The following is a 15341-nucleotide window of genomic DNA, read 5'->3' as shown; positions in this document are numbered from 1 at the left end:
GTCAGTTCTGCGCCGTGGCGAACAGCGTGATCTCGACGCGGCGGTTCTTCGCGCGCCCGTCGGCGCTGCCGTTGTCGGCCAGCGGCTCGGTGTCGGCCCGCCCTTCGGCGCTCAGGCGCTCCGGCTTCACGAAAGCGCCCAGCAGCGCCTTGACGCTGTTGGCGCGGTCTTTCGAGAGGTGCCAGTTCGACGGGAAACGCAAGGAGCGGATGGGCTGGTTGTCGGTGTGGCCGGCAATCTGCACCTGGCCGGGCACCTGGTTCAGGGCGGCGCCGATGCGTTCGAACAGCGGGCGCACCTTGCCGGAGAGGTCGGCACTGCCGGCGTCGAACACGCCGTCGCCACGCAGCGTGACGACGGAGCGGTCGGCCAGATCCTTGACCTCCAGCGCGCCGGCATCGATGTCGCTCTTCAAGAGCTGCGCCAGGCGCGGCGGCGGGGGCGCGGCCGGTGGCGGCGCTGGCGGCGCCGCCACCACCTTGGTGTCGATGGCCTGCAGCGCCGTGAAGGTGGCGTCGGTCTGCGCGTTCAGCGTCAGGCGCAGCACGAGGAAGAGCGCCAGCAGCACACCCGCCAGCACCGCCGCCACGGCCCACAGCGGCACGCCGTCGCTCAGCCGCGCCGGCGCGGCGGCCACGCCTTGCCACTGCGGCGACAGCTCGCGTTCGGCCGGGCCGGCCAGTTCGCGCAGCTTGCCGGCCAGCCGCTCACGCACGCTGTCGAGCTGCGCCTTGCCGTCGTTCAAGACCTTGTAGCGGCCTTCGAAACCCAGCGAGAGCACGGCATACACCAGCTCCAGCAAGTTGCGGTGCTGGCTGGGGTTCTCGACCAGGCGCGTGAGCAGCTGGAACACCTTCTCGCCGCCCCAGGCCTCGTTGTGGAAGTGCACCAGCAGGCTCTGCGACGACCACGCGCCCGAGCCGCCCCAGGGCGTGCTGGAGGCCGATTCGTCGAGCAGCGTGCACAGGATGTAGCGCGCGGCCACCACCTGCTCATTGGGCAGGCCCTGCGCCCGTGCCACCGATTCGAAGCGCTTGACGGACTCGACAAGTTGCACCCGCAGACCGGCCGGGTCGGGGTGGCGCAACGTCGCGCGCAGGCGTGGTGCGGCGCTGAGCAGCGGCGCCGCGGCCTGCACCAGCGGATTCAGGCTGGCGTGAGCCGGCAACTCAGGCAGCGGCACCTGCGCCAGGGCCGGGCCGGCGGCGGCCACCGGCGGCGCCCCCGCAGGTGCTGGCGCTGCAGGGCGCGCACCGCGGCCTGCGCTGGGCTTGATCACCGTGCGGTCGGACTCGAAGGCGGCGAAGGGGTCCTTCGGGCTGTCGTTGTCACTCATCCGGAAAGAACCTCAGTGGGGGCGGCCAGCGCGCGCTCGGGCGGTCAGCCGCGGATGGCCCAGAACTCGAGGGCCAGACCAGGGAACTCGCCAGCGATGTGCATCGCGAGCCCGCCCGAACTCTCGAGCTGCTTCCAGAGCTCGTTGCCGCGGGTTTCGAGTTCGAAATAGGTGAAGCCGGCGTGGTACGGGATCTGGCGCGGCGCCACGGGCAGCGCGCGCAGCGTGACACCGGGCAACTGCAGGTTGACGAGATCGCGGATGCGCTCGGCCGGGCCGATCTTGACCTGCGTGGGGAAACGCATGCGCAGCGCCTCGCCCGGCATCTGCGCGTTGACGGCCAGCACGAACATCGCGCTGCGCAGCAACTCGGCGTCGCCGATGACAGCGACGCGGATGCCGTGCTTGCGCTCCTGAAGGTCGATGGGCAGCGCCGTCTGCTCCAGCACCTGCGACAGTGATTGCCGCAGGTCGGACATCACCGCGCGGAAGCAACTCGTCAGGTCGTCGTGCCGGTACTCGGGGTAGGCCGGAGGCCGCCGCTGCTCTCTGAAGGTGGAGAGCTCGCCGGCCAGGCCCAGGCACAGGTGGTAGAAGCGCTCGGGGTGCAGCACCGGCACGCGCTGCAGGTGCGCGAACATCGGCTGGAAGCGGTTGATGGCCTGCAGCAGCAGGAAGTCGACGATCTCGCCCGTGCCGGAGCGCCCCGGCTGCGCCAGCCGTGCACCGAGTGCCTCGCCGCGCTGCTGCAGCATGCCGTGCACTTCACGCAGGTAGCCGTCGAGGATGAGCTGCGCGGGCGCGTGCAGCATCGGCGGTATGAACTGCGAGTCGAGCACGATGCGCGCATCGGACCGGCGCTCGATGACGCGCACGGCACCGATGGCCACATAGCCGTCGTTGAGGTCGCGTTGCAGCATCAGCCGCAGGTTCAGGCGCCCCACCTGCAAGGGCGCTTCGCGCAAGCTCGACGCGTGGATGTCGGCCACGCCGAGATCGGCCACGCGCCAGCGCGGCGGCATCGAGCTCTCGCCAGCCTCGACGTCACTCTCGGTCACGCCCGGCCGCGACAAAGGCACCGCCAGCACGACGAGTTCGTCGCGCGCGTCGCCGGGCACCTCCAGCGAGGGCGGCGCAGGCTCGTCGTTGGGGATGGAGAAGGCCAGCCCATCGGGCAGCACGCCGCGCGCGCCGGTGATCTGGATGCGGCCTTGCAGCAGTGCCGCGTCATCGACCTGCAGAGACAGAAACCCCCAGGCCCACGGCAGGCCTGCCGTGATGCGGCCCTCGAGCTGACGGGCAACGAATCGGTCTTGCTGCTGGAAGTGCTGTGGCTGGAGGAACATGCCCTCCGTCCACATCACCTTGTTGTGCCAAGTCATCGGGAGCTGCGGTCCTTGCGTCTTGTTCGGGCGCTGCGAGGCACGCCGTTTGCGGGCCGGGGCTGTCAACGATACACGGGCAGGCCCAGCCCGTCACCCCGCTGCAAAGGCTAGCCGAAGCCGCAGCCGCAGCGCGACCTTCCGGGGTACCACGCCCTCTCATGTGGGGATAGGAAGCTACCGGGGCGGGGAGTATCATTTTGGAACCGCTCACCGTCGCGCATGGTCGTGCAAGCAGCCCGTGACGGCCGCTCCTCACAGGAGACTGCCGACCGCCGCACCACCCTCTTCTTGTCGTCAAGGAGCCTCCGATGATGCAACCCCGTTTCCTGGCCCGCTGCCTGCTGGCCGTGGCCGCTGCGGCGGCCTTGCCCGCCCTGGCGTCCGAAGCTGTCGACATGGGCCAAACCGTGCCCGATGCCAAGGCTGTTGCCGAGGGTCTTTTCCCCGAAGACGCCTGTGAACAGCTCAAGGCCGCCGGCTTCAAGTGCATGGGCTTCAAGCCCGCTGTGCGCTACTCGCTGCCTGCAGCCTCGTTCCGCCTGGGCTCGGCCGAGCTGCCCGACGGCCTGAAGCGCCAGCTCGAGGTTTTCGCCGAAGTGCTGAAGTCCAAGCGGGGCAGTGGCAAGGTCGTGCGCATCGAAGGCCACGCCGACGCCTCCGGTGCGGCCGCAGCCAACCTGCAGCTCTCGCAGCGCCGCGCAGACGCCGTGCGCGACTTCCTGGTCGAACTGGGTGCCGACCCCGCCATGATCGCCCCGGTCGGCGTGGGCGCCGCGGCACCGAAGAATTCCAAGGACCCCTTCGCGCCGGAAAACCGCCGCGTCGAGATCGGCCGCGCCACGCCGCCGTCCTGAGCAGGCGCCCGAGGCGGCAGCCGCAGGGGCTGCCACGCATCGACCGACAAGCCCGCTCGCCGCGGGCTTGTTTCATTTCACGGGATGTCGTGGGTGACCTGGCCGGCGAAATTGATGCTGATGCTGCCACCCCAGATGCAGGTCAGCTTCGAGCTGTCGTTCAGTGCCGGCATGCCACAGACCAGCACCGTGGCAGCGCCCGGAGCCCAAGGCGCAGGGGTGGCGGGCACGCAGGGCATGGGCGTCAGCACACCCAATGCCGCCGCCGTGGCGGCGGCCACCACGGGGTTGGACGGGCTCTGGCACATCCCGAATGGCGGGATGTTCATGATCGGGATGTTGTCCATGATGTTCGCGGCCATCACGCCGCTGGTCATCACGGTCTTCGGGGTGGGCACGAGCGAGCTCGGGGCCATGCCCATCGAGCACTGCATCATCGCGCCCATGCAGACTTGCTTGGCCATGTCCGCGAACTCCTGGGATTGGTTGGCGTGTTGAGGGCTTTCAGGCCGCCGGTGCGGCCCGCGTCCACACCGTCAGGGCGCTGAAGTTGTCGTGGCTGGTCTTGTGGGCCGCGGCAGCACGCACCGCCGTTGCGAGCTCGCCGATCCATGCCCCGGGGTTGGGCGCGGCGGCCAGCGTGCTCTCGAGCACCTCGTCATCGAGGTACTCCCACAGCCCGTCGGTGCACAGCAGGAAGACGTCGCCGGCCTGCACCTCTTGAGCCGCCTCGCGCGCACTGACTTCCAGCATCTCCGGCGCCAGCCCCAGCGCGCTGCGCAGCTCGCTGCGCTTGGGGTGCGAGCGGATCTGCTCCAGCGTCAACACGCCGGAATCGACCAGCCCCTGCACGAGGCTGTGATCGCGCGTGCGGTCGAGCACACGCCCCTGGCGGAACCAGTACATGCGCGAGTCGCCGGAATGCGCCCAGTGCGCGGTGTGCTGCACGAAGTCGATGACGAGGCAGACCACGGTGCTGTGCATGTCCTGCTTCGCGGTGCCCGGCACACGCTCGCTGATGAGCACGTCGTTGGTCACGCGCAGCAGCCGCTCGAGCTCAGCGGCTCGCTCCGAGGGTTGTTGCGAGAAGCGGGCGATGAGTTCCTGCACCGCCAGCCTGGAGGCGATGTCGCCCCCGCCGTGGCCGCCTGCGCCATCGGCCAGCACACAGCACAGGTGGCGCCCCGAGTGCCAGTGGCCACAGGCATCCTCGTTGTACTTGCGGCCGCCGCGGTCGCTGAGCAAGGCTACTTCGAGTGCAAGCATGCGGGCCCCCTCCTGCCTGTGCAGCGCATGCTAGCGCGGCCCGGCCTCGTTGTGCAGCCGGTCGAGCTGGTCTTCGTAGGCCTTCAGGAAGGCCTTGCCGAAGATCTCGTCGAAATCGTCCTGCGCCTCGGTCTGCAGTTGCGCAAAGAGCTCGTTGAAGGCTTCCCACAGGCGCGCCTTGCGCGTGGCCGGGATGATGCTGTCGATGGCCGAGCGTTTGCTCAACTTGCCTTCGAGCTGCTTCGGATCGAAGCGCTGCAACACGCCTTCCAGTGCGGCGCGCATGCCGGCCATGACGCCGAGCTGGTGCGCACGCAGGTCGTCGAAGGCGTCGCGCATCGCGGTGGCCGAAGGCATGAAGCCCGGCGCCGGCGGCCCCAGCAGGTGCTGCAAGGCCACCTCGACAGTGGGCGAGAACTTCAGTGGGTTGTTCTCGCGCGAGACGATCATCGTCATCTCGGCGCGCATCTCGCGCTTGAGCGCGGCGCGCGCCACCAGCAACTCGACCGCGCCGCGCGTGGACTCGCGCAGCAGTTGCCCGACGAGTTCCATGGTCTGCGGTGTCAGCGCGTCCAGGCGCAGGCCAGGCACGCCCAGGCCACGCAGAAGAGCCTGCAGCAACTCGGCATCGGCAGCACCCGCTGTTGCCGGCCCGGGGCCCCCTGCAGCCGGCAGCGACCTCGCGGCCTCGGGACGGGAGGCTGCCGCAGCGGCGGGGGCGGAGACCAACGCAGGCTCGGCCCGCTTCAGAGGTGGCGGCGCATCCGGCCGGCGCAGGCCGGGCAAGGTGACGACGCGGCCGTCGCGAGGCGGGTCGTTCCAGGAAAAAATAGCGCCTTGCGGCAGAGGCGCCGGTGCCAGGTGGGCCGGCGGCGCCTGCACAGGCGGCAGCGACATCGGCAGGTTCAGCTCCGAGGCGTGGTCGCTGCGGCTGGCCGGCATCAAGGTGGCGGTGCGCGCCAGCGACTGCAGGGCGTCGTCGTGCTGGGCCGTGTTCGGCTGCGCCATCAGGGCCTGCTGCGGCGCACCGCCCAGCGGGTCGCCGCTTAAAGGCGCCCCGCTCAGCCCGAAGAGGTCGTCGAGCGAGTCGCCCCCGCCTGCCGGCAGGCTCGCAAAGGCGTCGGCCGGGGTGCTGCGGCCGGCAGCAGGTGCGGGCGGCTCCGCGGGATCTGGCGCGAACGGATCCCAGTCGTCAGGAATGGCAGCAGCGCTGACCGCAGGCGAACGCGGCGGCGGCGGCGGCGGCCAGGCCGCAGAAGGCGCGGGAGCCCAGACAGGCGGCGGGGGGGCCGTTACCGGCGCGGGCGCCGGCCACGCGCCTGCACTGGGCATCGCGGTGCGCTGCGCAACGCCAGGCGCTGTTCGGGGGGCGGCAGGCGCAGCCGGTGCGGCCAGGCCCAGCGGCGCATCACCGAACAGATCGGCGAACGGGTCGTCGCTCTTCAAGGCGCCAGGCGCCTCGGCAGCGAGCAGGTAGCCGCCGATCATCAGTTCGTCGCCCACCTTCAAGGGGTGCTCGCGCCCGGTGCCGATGACCTGACCGTTGACGCTGATGGGGTTGCTGCCGTTGTCCACCACCGCGTAGCCGCCAGCACGGAAGACCACCCGCGCGTGGACCCGTGAGATGGTGCGCTCCGGATCTGGCAGCACGAGCTGGTTGTTGTCGGCGCGGCCGATGGTGCCGCCGAGTTCGTCGAACTGGGCCGAAGGCCCGTCGGCCGGGCTGCCGTTGTAGCTGAGCACCCTCAGCACGATCATGCGAAAACTCCGGAATGGGGCAAGGCGCGCAGCATAGCGGGCCCGCAGACCGGTCGTGCTGATTCAGCGGATGACATAGAAACGGCCCTCGATCACCGCCAGCCGCAGCGGCCACGCGATGCGGCCCCCACCGGCCACGGGGCTGTGCAAGGCCGGCAAGAGGCCGTCGGGCGTCAGGCACTCCAGCAAGCGACCGCCGGCCAGCGGGCGCAGCATCAAGGCATCGGCCTTGGGCATCGGCGGCTGCAAGGGTGCCTTGGCATGCCACTGTTGCACTTGAAGGCGCAGGCGGCCGACGTCATCGGCCAAGTTGCGCTGGTAGGCGAGCGCCAGTTCCTCGAACCGCAGGCGTGCGGCCAGCACAAGTGGTTCAGGGTCGCCCCGGGCCAGCCCCAGCGCCAGCCCTTGCAGGTAGGCGGCGGCTTGCGGCAGCAGGACCTGCGGATCAGGCACGGGCGGCGCGTCGAACCAGCGCCAGCGCGGAAAGGCGATGGGCAGTTCGACCGTCTGCCGCAAGGTGGCCGGCACTTCGCTGACCTCGCCGGAGGGCGGCGCCCAGTCGATCTGTGCCAGCGTGCGAGCGTTCTCGGGATGCGCCAGCTGCCCAATGCGCGGCAGCAGCAGGCGCAGGCTGGCACCGCGCTGGCCATCGCTGAGCAGGGGCGCAGGCGCACCGGCCTGGCCGGGCGGTGGCGGCTGTATGACGAGTTGAAGGTCGTTCGCGCCCGAGAGCGTGTACTCGTGGATGGGCACGGTCACGGCACCGGCCGCCGGCCCGCTGCGCGCCAGGGGCACACCGTTGAGCTGGGCCTCGGCAACGACACCGATGCTGTCCAGGCGAAGAACCAGCAGGCGTTCCATCAGGCCAGGCTCCAGTCGAGCAGCGTCATCGCGGGCCACAGCGGGTGCATGAACTGCCGCTGGCCGAGCACCGGATCGACCAGCGCCAGCTTCAGCTGACCGGGCTCGAGCCGCAACTGCGCGAACCACTCCCAGCCGCTGCCGCCCGAAGTGCGCGGCCTCAGGCCCACCTCGCCCACCAGGGCGCCCGTGCAGGGGCCGGCCATCTGCAGCAGGCTGCCGGTGTCGGTGGCCAGCGGCGTGAGCTCGGCCGTGAATGGCAGACGCAAGCTCAGGCGCGCGGGCATCAGCGTCGGCAGCAGCGGCGGATCGGGTGCTTCGCGGCGCAACTGCAGCCGGAGGTCGGCCGTGCCCACACAGCGCAGCATGAGGCGGGCGCGGCCGCCATCGAGCGCCAATTCGGTCTCGGCCTGCAGGTCGGCCTGGCAGCCCTGCATCTCCAGCGCCCCCAGCAGGCGCATGAAGGCCCGGCCATCCAGCCCACCGGGGCCCTGGCACCAGCCCCAGGTCAGCGCGGCGCGGCCGACCAGCAAGGCCAGCACACCCTCCAGCCGTACCGGGCCGCAGCCCTCGATGGCCGACAGCGTCTTCAGCAACTGCTGCAGCGCCTGCGCCGTGGCGACATCCAGCCCCTGCTCGAAGCCGCGGCGCAGCGGCTGCGCATCCTGGCCCTGGCCATCGCACTCCACGCGGCAGCGGGTGGCCGGCCTGGAGGCTTGCGCCTGCCCGGCCACCACGGGCTGTGAAGCAGGCGCCTGCCGCTCGATGTCGACGAACCACTGCGCCGCGGGCCAGGCCCACAGCAGCGTGCCTTGGGCCCCGAGTGCGTCGCCCTCGTCGCGCAGGCCACAGACCTGCAGATCGAGCTTGAAGATGTCGGGCGAGGTTTCCTCGGCGATCGCCGTGCCCGGCCCGGCCGCGGGCCCGGGCTGGGCCAAGGTGCTGACAGGCCAGCTCACCGCCCGGGTTTCGTGGCCTGCCCAGCGCCACCGGCCGTGCGTGCCGCCAAAGGTCAAGGCCGGGTGCACGTCACCGTTGCACACCGCGTGGCTGCGCGAACGCAGTTGCACGCGCGCCTGGGGTTTCACACCCGGCGGGTGCGCCAGCACCCCCACCAGGCGCGGCATCGGGTTGGCCGCATCCACGCGCACCGGTGCGGGGCTGGGCAGCGCCACCCGCTGCCACTGCCCGGCCTGCCATTGGTACTGCTCGGTGACCGCCGGCTCCAGCAGCCGCAGTTCCACGGCCTCCAGGTCGCAAGCCAGCAGCGGCAAGGGCAAGGCTTCGGGTGGATGCAGGGCGCCCACAGTCCCCAGCGCACCGAAGCGAGCCATCAGCCGCTCGTCCGCGCCACGAAGGGCCTCGGGCTGGATCTGCGCGTCCGGCAGGCGTGCCAGTTCCAGCAGGGAACGACGCACGAGCTGGTGCAGGGTGGCCCATTCACGGTCACGCGGGGCTGCCAGCAGACCCTGCGCCCATTCGAAGCCCGCACGCTCGTGGAAGCTCGGGCCCCACACGAAGCTGAGGTTGGCAAACCGGGCCACGCTCGCGGCGCGGGTGAAGCCCAGCTTCAGGCCCTGCTGCACCGCCAATTCGACGAAGGCGTGGTGCTTGTCGCCCAGCCGCTCCTGCATGGCCGGCCACTGTGCTGCCAGGTGCTCGGCCAGTTGATGGACGAAAGCGGCCCAGGCAGCCGCTTCCCGGGCCTCGGTGTCGGGCGGACGGCTCACGGTCAACGGTGCGTGAGCGGGTCTTCGGGCAGGTCGGGCTCGACAGGCTCGTCAGGCGCCGTGGGGGCCACCGGGCTGGCGCCGCTGCCACTGCCGGCAGAACCGCCGGAGTTGACCTTGACCATCGTGCCCGTGATCGAGACGCCATCGGGCCCGAGCACGATGGACGATGCACCGGCCTTGATGCTGATCTGCATGCCGGCTTCGATGACGACGTTCATGCCGCCCTTGATGTGCACGTTCTGCGCCGCGTCGGCACCGAGGTTGGAGCCGATCTTCAGGTGCATGTCGCTGGTGGACTTCAACGAGATCGACGCACCGGATTCCGTGGTGACGTCGCCCGCGGTCTTCAGGCTCCAGATGTCGCCGCCTTCGAAGAGCATGCCCTGGCCGACCTTCATGCTGTACTTGGCGTCGTACTGGTGGCGCACGTCCTTCACCACCTTGAGGTGCTGCTCGCCCTCGATCTTTTCCTTGCGGTCTTTCTTGACCGTGCGGTGCTCGTCGCCCTCGCCATCTCCGATGCCGATGTGCGATTTGAAAGTGCCCTCGACGAACTCCAACCGGTCTTTCTGCGCGTGCAGCAGCACGTACTCTTCACCGGCCTTGTCTTCGAAGCGCAGTTCGTTGAAATCGGCGGCCTCGCCGAGCTTGCTGCGGCTCTTGAAGGTGCTGACCGTGGCGTTGTCGGGCAGCACATAGGGCGGCTTCTGCGTCGCGTTGTAGACGCGGCCGGTGATGAGCGGCTGGTCGGGGTCGCCCTCCAGGAAATCGACCACCACCTCCTGGCCCAGACGCGGCAAGGAAATCATGCCCCAGCCGTTGCCGGCCAGCGGGCTGGCCACACGCACCCAGCAGGAACTGCTCGCGTTCTTCTCGCCCAGGCGGTCCCAGTGGAACTGCACTTTCACGCGCGCATGTTCGTCGGTGAAGATGTCGCCGGCGTCACCATCGCCCACCACCACGGCCGTCTGCGGGCCGGCCACCGAGGGCTTGCGTGTGATGCGCGCCGGCCGGTAGGGCTCTGCATAGGGCTGCGCCGTGAAGCGGCAGGCAAACAGCGTGTCGCCCGCAGCACCGGCCTCGTAGCCCGTCTGCCGCATCTCGATGTGCGTGGCCAGCACCACGTAATCGGTGTTCTGGTCGGCACGCGGGTGCTGCGCGAACGTGAACTTGGCGCCGGCCACGAGCCCCGGCGTGTTGCCCTCGCCCGTGAAACGCGCGAAGCGGCTCTCGGCTTCGTTGAGGCGGATGGTGGCGCGGGCATCGCCGTCGGCCTTCACGCTGTAGAGGCCCGGGTAGTCGTAGGCTTCGTAGGCGTTCTCGGCATGGCTGCGGGTGGATGCCGCCGTCGTGGACGTGAGGTCGGTGGCCGGTGCGAGATAGTCGTAGTCGCGAAGCGTGCTCTTGCCCGTCTGGATCTCGTGCTGCATGCGCCATTGGCTGATGACGGGTTCGCCGACGATCTGCTCGGGGTCGTCGTCGAAGGGCACCGTGGCGAAGGGCGCAAAGGGCTGGTGCGAACTCGGGGCATCGGCCAGCACGAGTTCGTGCTTGTCTGCCGAGTGGCGGAAGAAATAGAAGATGCCCTCTTCCTCCATCAGCCGGCTGACGAAATTGAAGTCCGACTCGCGGTACTGCACGCAGTAGGTGCGCGTGGCGTAGCTCCCGCTGAGTTCGTCGACGAAGGTGCTCGTGTACTCGCCGAAGATCGCCTTGATGATGTCGGGCGCCGTCATCTCCTGAAAGATTCGGATGTTCGAGCGCCGAGTGAGCAGCCACAGCCATGGGCGCAGGGTGAGGCGGTAGCGCACGTGCCGGCCATCCACGCCGTCGACGCCGAAGCCCGCCACCAAGCCGTGAAACCAGCGCTTGTCGCTGTCGCTCACCTCCAGCGAGACCGCTGCGCTGGTGCCGAGCAGGTCGTCAGCCGAGGTGGATTCACTCTCGTCGATGGCGAGCACCTGGAACTCGAACAGGCGCGAGACTTCCTCGTCGGCCACCATGCTGCGGAACTTCAGCGTCGAGGCGCCGCTGGCGACGAGTTCCATCTGCAAAGGTGAGGCTTCAGGCATGGCTACTCTGGGGTTCGGTGATCAGTGTTGACCGGCCACTGCAGGGCGGCGCCACTGCCGCGCATGCAGGCGTCGCAGCGAGGCGCTGCGCAGGGCCTCGTCCCGGCCCACCTGCGATCGACTATAGCGGCGGCCCCCAGCCCCGGGGTGAGCGGGCGCTGCGTGCGGAGGCAGGGGAGGCGTCATGCGGAAAGCGGTTGCGTCGGGAGCGGACTCTGAAGCAAAGTACCCACAGCGGCAAGCTGCGTTGCCCCCTAGCCGGCGGGCTGCCGTTTCCTCCCCAGCACCCGCCTCACGGAGCCCCCGATGCCTGGACGCCTGCAGTTCGATTTTTCGCCCCAGCCTCGCGGGCATGCCCGCAACGACGGCAGCCCGATGAGGGTGCTGGTGGTCGGCGACTTCAGCGCCCGGCCGGGCAGCGAGAAGCGCCCCTTGGCCGAACGCCCCACGCACCGCATCGACGTCGACACGCTCGATGCCGTGATGCAGAAGCTGGCTCCCCGGCTGGCCATCGGCGGCGGCGAGATCGGCTTCGAGTCGCTCGATGATTTCCATCCCGACGCATTGTTCGCCCGCCTGCCGGTGTTTGCGTCCTTGCGTCAGATGAGGCGCCGCCTGATGGACCCCGCGCAGTTCGCGCAGGCCGCCGCCGAACTGGGCAGCGCGGCGCCGGCGCCTGCGGCGGCGCCGCCCGCTGCCGACAGCGGCAGCCTGCTGGCCGGCCTGCTGGGCGGCCGGCCGGCGGGGCTGGCGTCCACGCCCACCGCAGCGCCATCGCCGGCAGCGGCCGGTGCAGCGGGTGTCGACGCCTTCATCCGCAGCGTGATCGCCCCCCACATCCAGCCTGACCACCGCCAGGAACAGGCCACGCTGGTGGCCTCGGTCGACAAGGCCACGGCCGCCGAGATGCGCGCGGTGCTCCACGCGCCGGCTTTCCAGGCGCTGGAATCGGCGTGGCGCGGCGTGCAGTGGCTCATCTCCAGCCTGGAACTCGACGAGACACTGGAACTGCACCTCTTGGATGCCTCGCGCGAGGAACTCACCGCAGACATCGTGGCCAGCCAAGGGCGCTTGACCGAGACCGGCCTGCACCGCGCCTTGGCCGACCGTTGGCGCAATCAGCCGGGGGCGCAGGGCTGGACAGTCATCGCCGGCCTGCAGCACTTCGGTCCCGCCGATGCCGACATCGGCCTGATAGCGGCCCTGGGCCTGATCGCCAGCCAGAGTGGCGGCCCTTGGCTCGCCGGGGCAGACACGGCTCTCGCGCTGGCCGAGCCCGCCGCGCTGACTGGCTGGGCCACCCTGCGCCGTAGCGAAGCCGCTCCCTGGCTGGGTTTGGCGGCGCCAAGGGTGTTGCTCCGCCTGCCTTACGGCCAACGCAGCGACCCCTGCAGCGCCTTTGCCTTCGAAGAGTTCCCGGGTGGCAGCCCGGTGCACGAGGCGCTGCTGTGGGGCCCGGGCTCGCTGGCGGTGGCGCTTTTGCTGGGCCGCGCCTACACACAGAAAGGCTGGCAGTTCGAGCCCGGCGATGAGCGCGAGATCGGCGACCTGCCGGCCTACCACTACACGCAGGACGGCGAGCCCGAGATGCAGGCTTGCGCCGAGGCCTACCTGGGCGAGCAGGCCGGGCAGGCCCTGCTGGGCGCCGGCCTCATGCCGGTGCTGAGCCACAAGCACCGCAACGCGGTGACGGTGATGCGCTTCCAGAGCATTGCCGAACCGGCGCAGCCTCTGCCCGTGGGTTCAGCCCGCCGCTGAGGACAAGTCTGCCGGCGCTGCGGCGGCCACAAGCACCCGCCGGCGCAATTGGCCGGCCGCGAGGGTGAACTCGAGGCAGGCGCCCTCGGCGTCTTCCATCACGAAGCTGTGGATGGGTCCGAACACCTGGGCCAGCTCTTCAGGCGTGCAGGTGGGCAGGTAGCTGCGCAGCACGCGCGGGTCGTAGTAGCGGAAAAGCAGCCGGCGCCCCTGCTCGTCACGCACCTTCAGAAACTTGCGAAGGTGGTGACGCAGGTTGGCGGCATCGTCGATGCGCAGGAAGATGCCCCAGGCCCGCCCCCAGGCTGTGCCCAGCAGGCGTTCGGCGAGCCTGTGCCCTGGCAACAGCTCCACCAGCTGCGGTGCGTTCATCTCCAGGGCGCGAGGCACGGAGCCGCTGTAGAGGCTGCGGAACTCCAGCCGTGATTCGATGAGCGCGCCGTACACCGCGGGCTCACGCGCGCAGTCGAGCACGGCCCACACGCTGCCCGCGCGGGAAGCCGCGGGCGCGGGCCACAGCGCTTGCTGGCGTTCAGAAGCGCCGACGACCGTCACGCCTCAGGCCTCTTGCGCCGCCCGGACGCATTCCTCGCAGAAGGGCACGCCGTCGCGCGCAGCCTGCTGCAACACCGCCACCATGGCGGCCACGTCAACATCCAGCTCGAAGGTGCCCGCAGCGGGCGCCGCTGCCGGGGCGGCAACCCGGGATGCTGCTGCCGGGCTGGGCGCCGGTGCCGGCGGCGACGCAGCCGGCGCCGGCGCAGGCTGCGTCGGGGCCAGGCGGCGCATCTGGAGGCCGGCTGCAGCACCGGGCGTGGCATGGCGGTGAGCCAGCAAGCTGGCGCCCGTCAGCACCTGGTGGTCGTCGCAATGCCACCAGAGCTCGCCCGGGAAGGCCTGCTGCACCTGCTGGCGCACCCGGGCCATGACGGCTTCATGACCTGCAGCGGCCGGGGTGGGGATTACAGGGGTCATGTTCAAAAGGGTATCAGGACTGCCGCCAGCGCCTTCCAGGCACCGTGATGGCCGCGCAGAACGCGATGGCCCATCAGGGCACCCACAGGATGGGGCGCATCGAACCGGCCGTGGCCGGGGCCAGAACCGGTCGGCCAGATCGCGGCGAAAGGCGCGTCCAGATCGGCTCAACCGCGGCGAGGAGGGCCCGGCGGTTCATCGGCCGTGGCAGCCCGTGCGACAGCCGTGTGCGTCAGCCGCGTGCGCTGACGTACTTGTCGTAGGCCTTGGCAAGGCGATAGTCGACGACGTCGTTCAGCTCGATGATGGACTTGCACTTCCCGGCGTCCGCGAAGTCGATCATGATGATGTTCGGGAAATAGGCCTTCACGCGACGTTTGCCACCGAACTCCAGGGCCTTGATGCGATCGCGCTCCATCTGCGTTGAGATAGAGGCCTCCAGCCCTTCGGCCCAGAGCTCGTGCATGCGGGACACACCGCTGTCGCCCCACATCTGCTTGTTGCGATCGGCAATGCTCGACACCGAACCTGTCGATGTCCAGTACATCATGCCGAGCACATCTGCCGCCCAGTCGTCTTCCTGGCGGGCCATGGCCAGCAACATCTTGCGCTGCTTGTCCTCGTTCTCCTTGATCTTGGCCGAATTCGACTTCCAGATCTTCCAGGCCGCCGTGCCCCCCTTGCCGTAGTACTGCAGGCCCGGGTAGGTGGCGTCGTACCTGCCGACGCTGTTCTTCTCTCCGCGCAGGCTCTTGAAACCCAGGATGCCGTCGCGATGCGTCAGCGGGGCCATCTCTGGCAAACCCTTCTCGCTGAACACACACACCACCTTCTTCGAGAGATCGCCCAGCGTCTGCTTCGAGAACTCGGCGTTGTCTGCGGCCTTGTAGATGTTGTCGCCCAGGATCGTGATGCAGTACTCGGCGATCAACTTGTAGTTCGTGCACTTGTCGAACTTGAAGATCAGGAACTCGCCCGTCGTTTCGACGAAGACTTTGGCGTCACGCAGCATGTCCGACAGCTTGAGGCCGAACTCGCCCATGATCCGCTTGCTGGTCTCCAGTTGATGAACGGAGCCGCTGACCTTGCTCGTCAGGGTCTGCTTCTTGTCGCTGAATGCACTGCCGTGGTAACCGACGAGCGACGCGGAGCCGTCGCCATGGCGTTTTGCGGCGATGCGCAGGTCGAAGAGCCGAACGCCGGCCTTGGCCTGAAGCGCAATGTCCAGAGATTGTGTTTGCGCGTTCGATGAGCCGCTGGTGATCGACGCATCATGGCTGCCCGCGAAGACGATCTCGCTGATTCGCTTGGCCTCGCCCAGCTTGGTCCGGTACTTAACCATG

The 15341-nt window shown here is 69.5% G+C and carries 13 protein-coding genes; 2 read left to right on the top strand and 11 right to left on the bottom strand.

Going from position 1 to position 15341, the window contains the following annotated elements; all coding sequences use genetic code 11:
* Window position 1 precedes the first annotated feature (1 nt).
* Together EOE66_RS12520 and tssK are read right to left on the bottom strand one after the other, a co-directional pair.
* The gene (locus EOE66_RS12520) at window positions 2–1336 is read right to left on the bottom strand and encodes a DotU family type VI secretion system protein (RefSeq protein WP_128229051.1); all 1335 of its coding nucleotides are present in this window, start codon (window positions 1334–1336) and stop codon (window positions 2–4) included.
* 44 nt (window positions 1337–1380) lie between these two features.
* Window positions 1381–2718 (bottom strand): type VI secretion system baseplate subunit TssK, encoded by a 1338-nt coding sequence (gene tssK, locus EOE66_RS12515; RefSeq protein ID WP_128229050.1) that lies wholly within the window; start codon window positions 2716–2718, stop codon window positions 1381–1383.
* 314 nt (window positions 2719–3032) lie between these two features.
* Between tssK and EOE66_RS12510 the strand changes: the two genes are divergently transcribed.
* The gene (locus EOE66_RS12510) at window positions 3033–3575 is read left to right on the top strand and encodes an OmpA family protein (RefSeq protein WP_164885086.1); all 543 of its coding nucleotides are present in this window, start codon (window positions 3033–3035) and stop codon (window positions 3573–3575) included.
* 77 nt (window positions 3576–3652) lie between these two features.
* Here the strand turns inward: EOE66_RS12510 and EOE66_RS12505 are convergent, their stop codons facing one another.
* From EOE66_RS12505 to EOE66_RS12480, 6 genes are all read right to left on the bottom strand, one after another.
* Entirely contained in the window at window positions 3653–4039 is a 387-nt protein-coding gene (locus EOE66_RS12505) for a DUF4280 domain-containing protein (RefSeq protein WP_128229048.1), read from the bottom strand.
* A gap of 40 nt (window positions 4040–4079) precedes the next feature.
* Window positions 4080–4841, bottom strand: a complete 762-nt coding sequence (locus EOE66_RS12500) for a PP2C family protein-serine/threonine phosphatase (RefSeq protein WP_128229047.1) — start codon at window positions 4839–4841, stop codon at window positions 4080–4082.
* Window positions 4842–4871: 30 nt separating this feature from the next.
* Window positions 4872–6599, bottom strand: coding sequence for a type VI secretion system-associated FHA domain protein TagH (tagH, locus tag EOE66_RS12495; RefSeq protein ID WP_128229046.1), 1728 nt, complete (start codon window positions 6597–6599; stop codon window positions 4872–4874).
* Window positions 6600–6662: 63 nt separating this feature from the next.
* Window positions 6663–7460, bottom strand: a complete 798-nt coding sequence (locus EOE66_RS12490) for a hypothetical protein (protein WP_128229045.1) — start codon at window positions 7458–7460, stop codon at window positions 6663–6665.
* Entirely contained in the window at window positions 7460–9190 is a 1731-nt protein-coding gene (locus tag EOE66_RS12485; protein WP_128229044.1) for a hypothetical protein, read from the bottom strand. The genes EOE66_RS12490 and EOE66_RS12485 overlap by 1 nt, the downstream gene beginning before the upstream one ends.
* Before the next feature lie 2 nt (window positions 9191–9192).
* Window positions 9193–11265 (bottom strand): type VI secretion system Vgr family protein, encoded by a 2073-nt coding sequence (locus tag EOE66_RS12480; RefSeq protein WP_128229043.1) that lies wholly within the window; start codon window positions 11263–11265, stop codon window positions 9193–9195.
* 306 nt (window positions 11266–11571) lie between these two features.
* Here EOE66_RS12480 and EOE66_RS12475 point away from each other — a divergent pair, with 306 nt between their 5' ends.
* On the top strand, window positions 11572–13023 hold the full coding sequence (locus tag EOE66_RS12475; protein WP_128229042.1) for a type VI secretion system contractile sheath domain-containing protein: 1452 nt from the start codon (window positions 11572–11574) through the stop codon (window positions 13021–13023).
* Here EOE66_RS12475 and EOE66_RS12470 read toward each other — a convergent pair.
* From EOE66_RS12470 to EOE66_RS12460, 3 genes are all read right to left on the bottom strand, one after another.
* On the bottom strand, window positions 13009–13578 hold the full coding sequence (locus EOE66_RS12470; protein WP_128229041.1) for a DUF4123 domain-containing protein: 570 nt from the start codon (window positions 13576–13578) through the stop codon (window positions 13009–13011). The genes EOE66_RS12475 and EOE66_RS12470 overlap by 15 nt on opposite strands.
* Before the next feature lie 3 nt (window positions 13579–13581).
* Window positions 13582–13998 carry a hypothetical protein gene (locus EOE66_RS21955; RefSeq protein WP_205702693.1) on the bottom strand — a complete coding sequence of 139 codons (417 nt, stop codon included), beginning with the start codon at window positions 13996–13998 and terminating at the stop codon, window positions 13582–13584.
* Between the two features lie 232 nt (window positions 13999–14230).
* The gene (locus tag EOE66_RS12460; RefSeq protein ID WP_128229040.1) at window positions 14231–15340 is read right to left on the bottom strand and encodes a PI-PLC domain-containing protein; all 1110 of its coding nucleotides are present in this window, start codon (window positions 15338–15340) and stop codon (window positions 14231–14233) included.
* Window position 15341: the final 1 nt, after the last annotated feature.

Origin of the sequence: Rubrivivax rivuli, assembly GCF_004016505.1 — a bacterium.
GTDB classification, from domain to species: Bacteria; Pseudomonadota; Gammaproteobacteria; order Burkholderiales; family Burkholderiaceae_C; genus Rubrivivax; species Rubrivivax rivuli.
This window is presented reverse-complemented; position numbering and strand designations above follow the sequence as displayed.

Excerpts from the sequence above, each read along its gene's own strand:
- EOE66_RS12520 (WP_128229051.1), bottom strand. The coding sequence starts at position 1,336 with ATGAGTGACAACGACAGCCCGAAGGACCCCTTCGCCGCCTTCGAGTCC.
- tssK (WP_128229050.1), bottom strand. The coding sequence starts at position 2,718 with ATGACTTGGCACAACAAGGTGATGTGGACGGAGGGCATGTTCCTCCAG.
- EOE66_RS12510 (WP_164885086.1), top strand. The coding sequence starts at position 3,033 with ATGCAACCCCGTTTCCTGGCCCGCTGCCTGCTGGCCGTGGCCGCTGCG.
- EOE66_RS12505 (WP_128229048.1), bottom strand. The coding sequence starts at position 4,039 with ATGGCCAAGCAAGTCTGCATGGGCGCGATGATGCAGTGCTCGATGGGC.
- EOE66_RS12500 (WP_128229047.1), bottom strand. The coding sequence starts at position 4,841 with ATGCTTGCACTCGAAGTAGCCTTGCTCAGCGACCGCGGCGGCCGCAAG.
- tagH (WP_128229046.1), bottom strand. The coding sequence starts at position 6,599 with ATGATCGTGCTGAGGGTGCTCAGCTACAACGGCAGCCCGGCCGACGGG.
- EOE66_RS12490 (WP_128229045.1), bottom strand. The coding sequence starts at position 7,460 with ATGGAACGCCTGCTGGTTCTTCGCCTGGACAGCATCGGTGTCGTTGCC.
- EOE66_RS12480 (WP_128229043.1), bottom strand. The coding sequence starts at position 11,265 with ATGCCTGAAGCCTCACCTTTGCAGATGGAACTCGTCGCCAGCGGCGCC.
- EOE66_RS12475 (WP_128229042.1), top strand. The coding sequence starts at position 11,572 with ATGCCTGGACGCCTGCAGTTCGATTTTTCGCCCCAGCCTCGCGGGCAT.
- EOE66_RS21955 (WP_205702693.1), bottom strand. The coding sequence starts at position 13,998 with ATGACCCCTGTAATCCCCACCCCGGCCGCTGCAGGTCATGAAGCCGTC.
- EOE66_RS12460 (WP_128229040.1), bottom strand. The coding sequence starts at position 15,340 with ATGGTTAAGTACCGGACCAAGCTGGGCGAGGCCAAGCGAATCAGCGAG.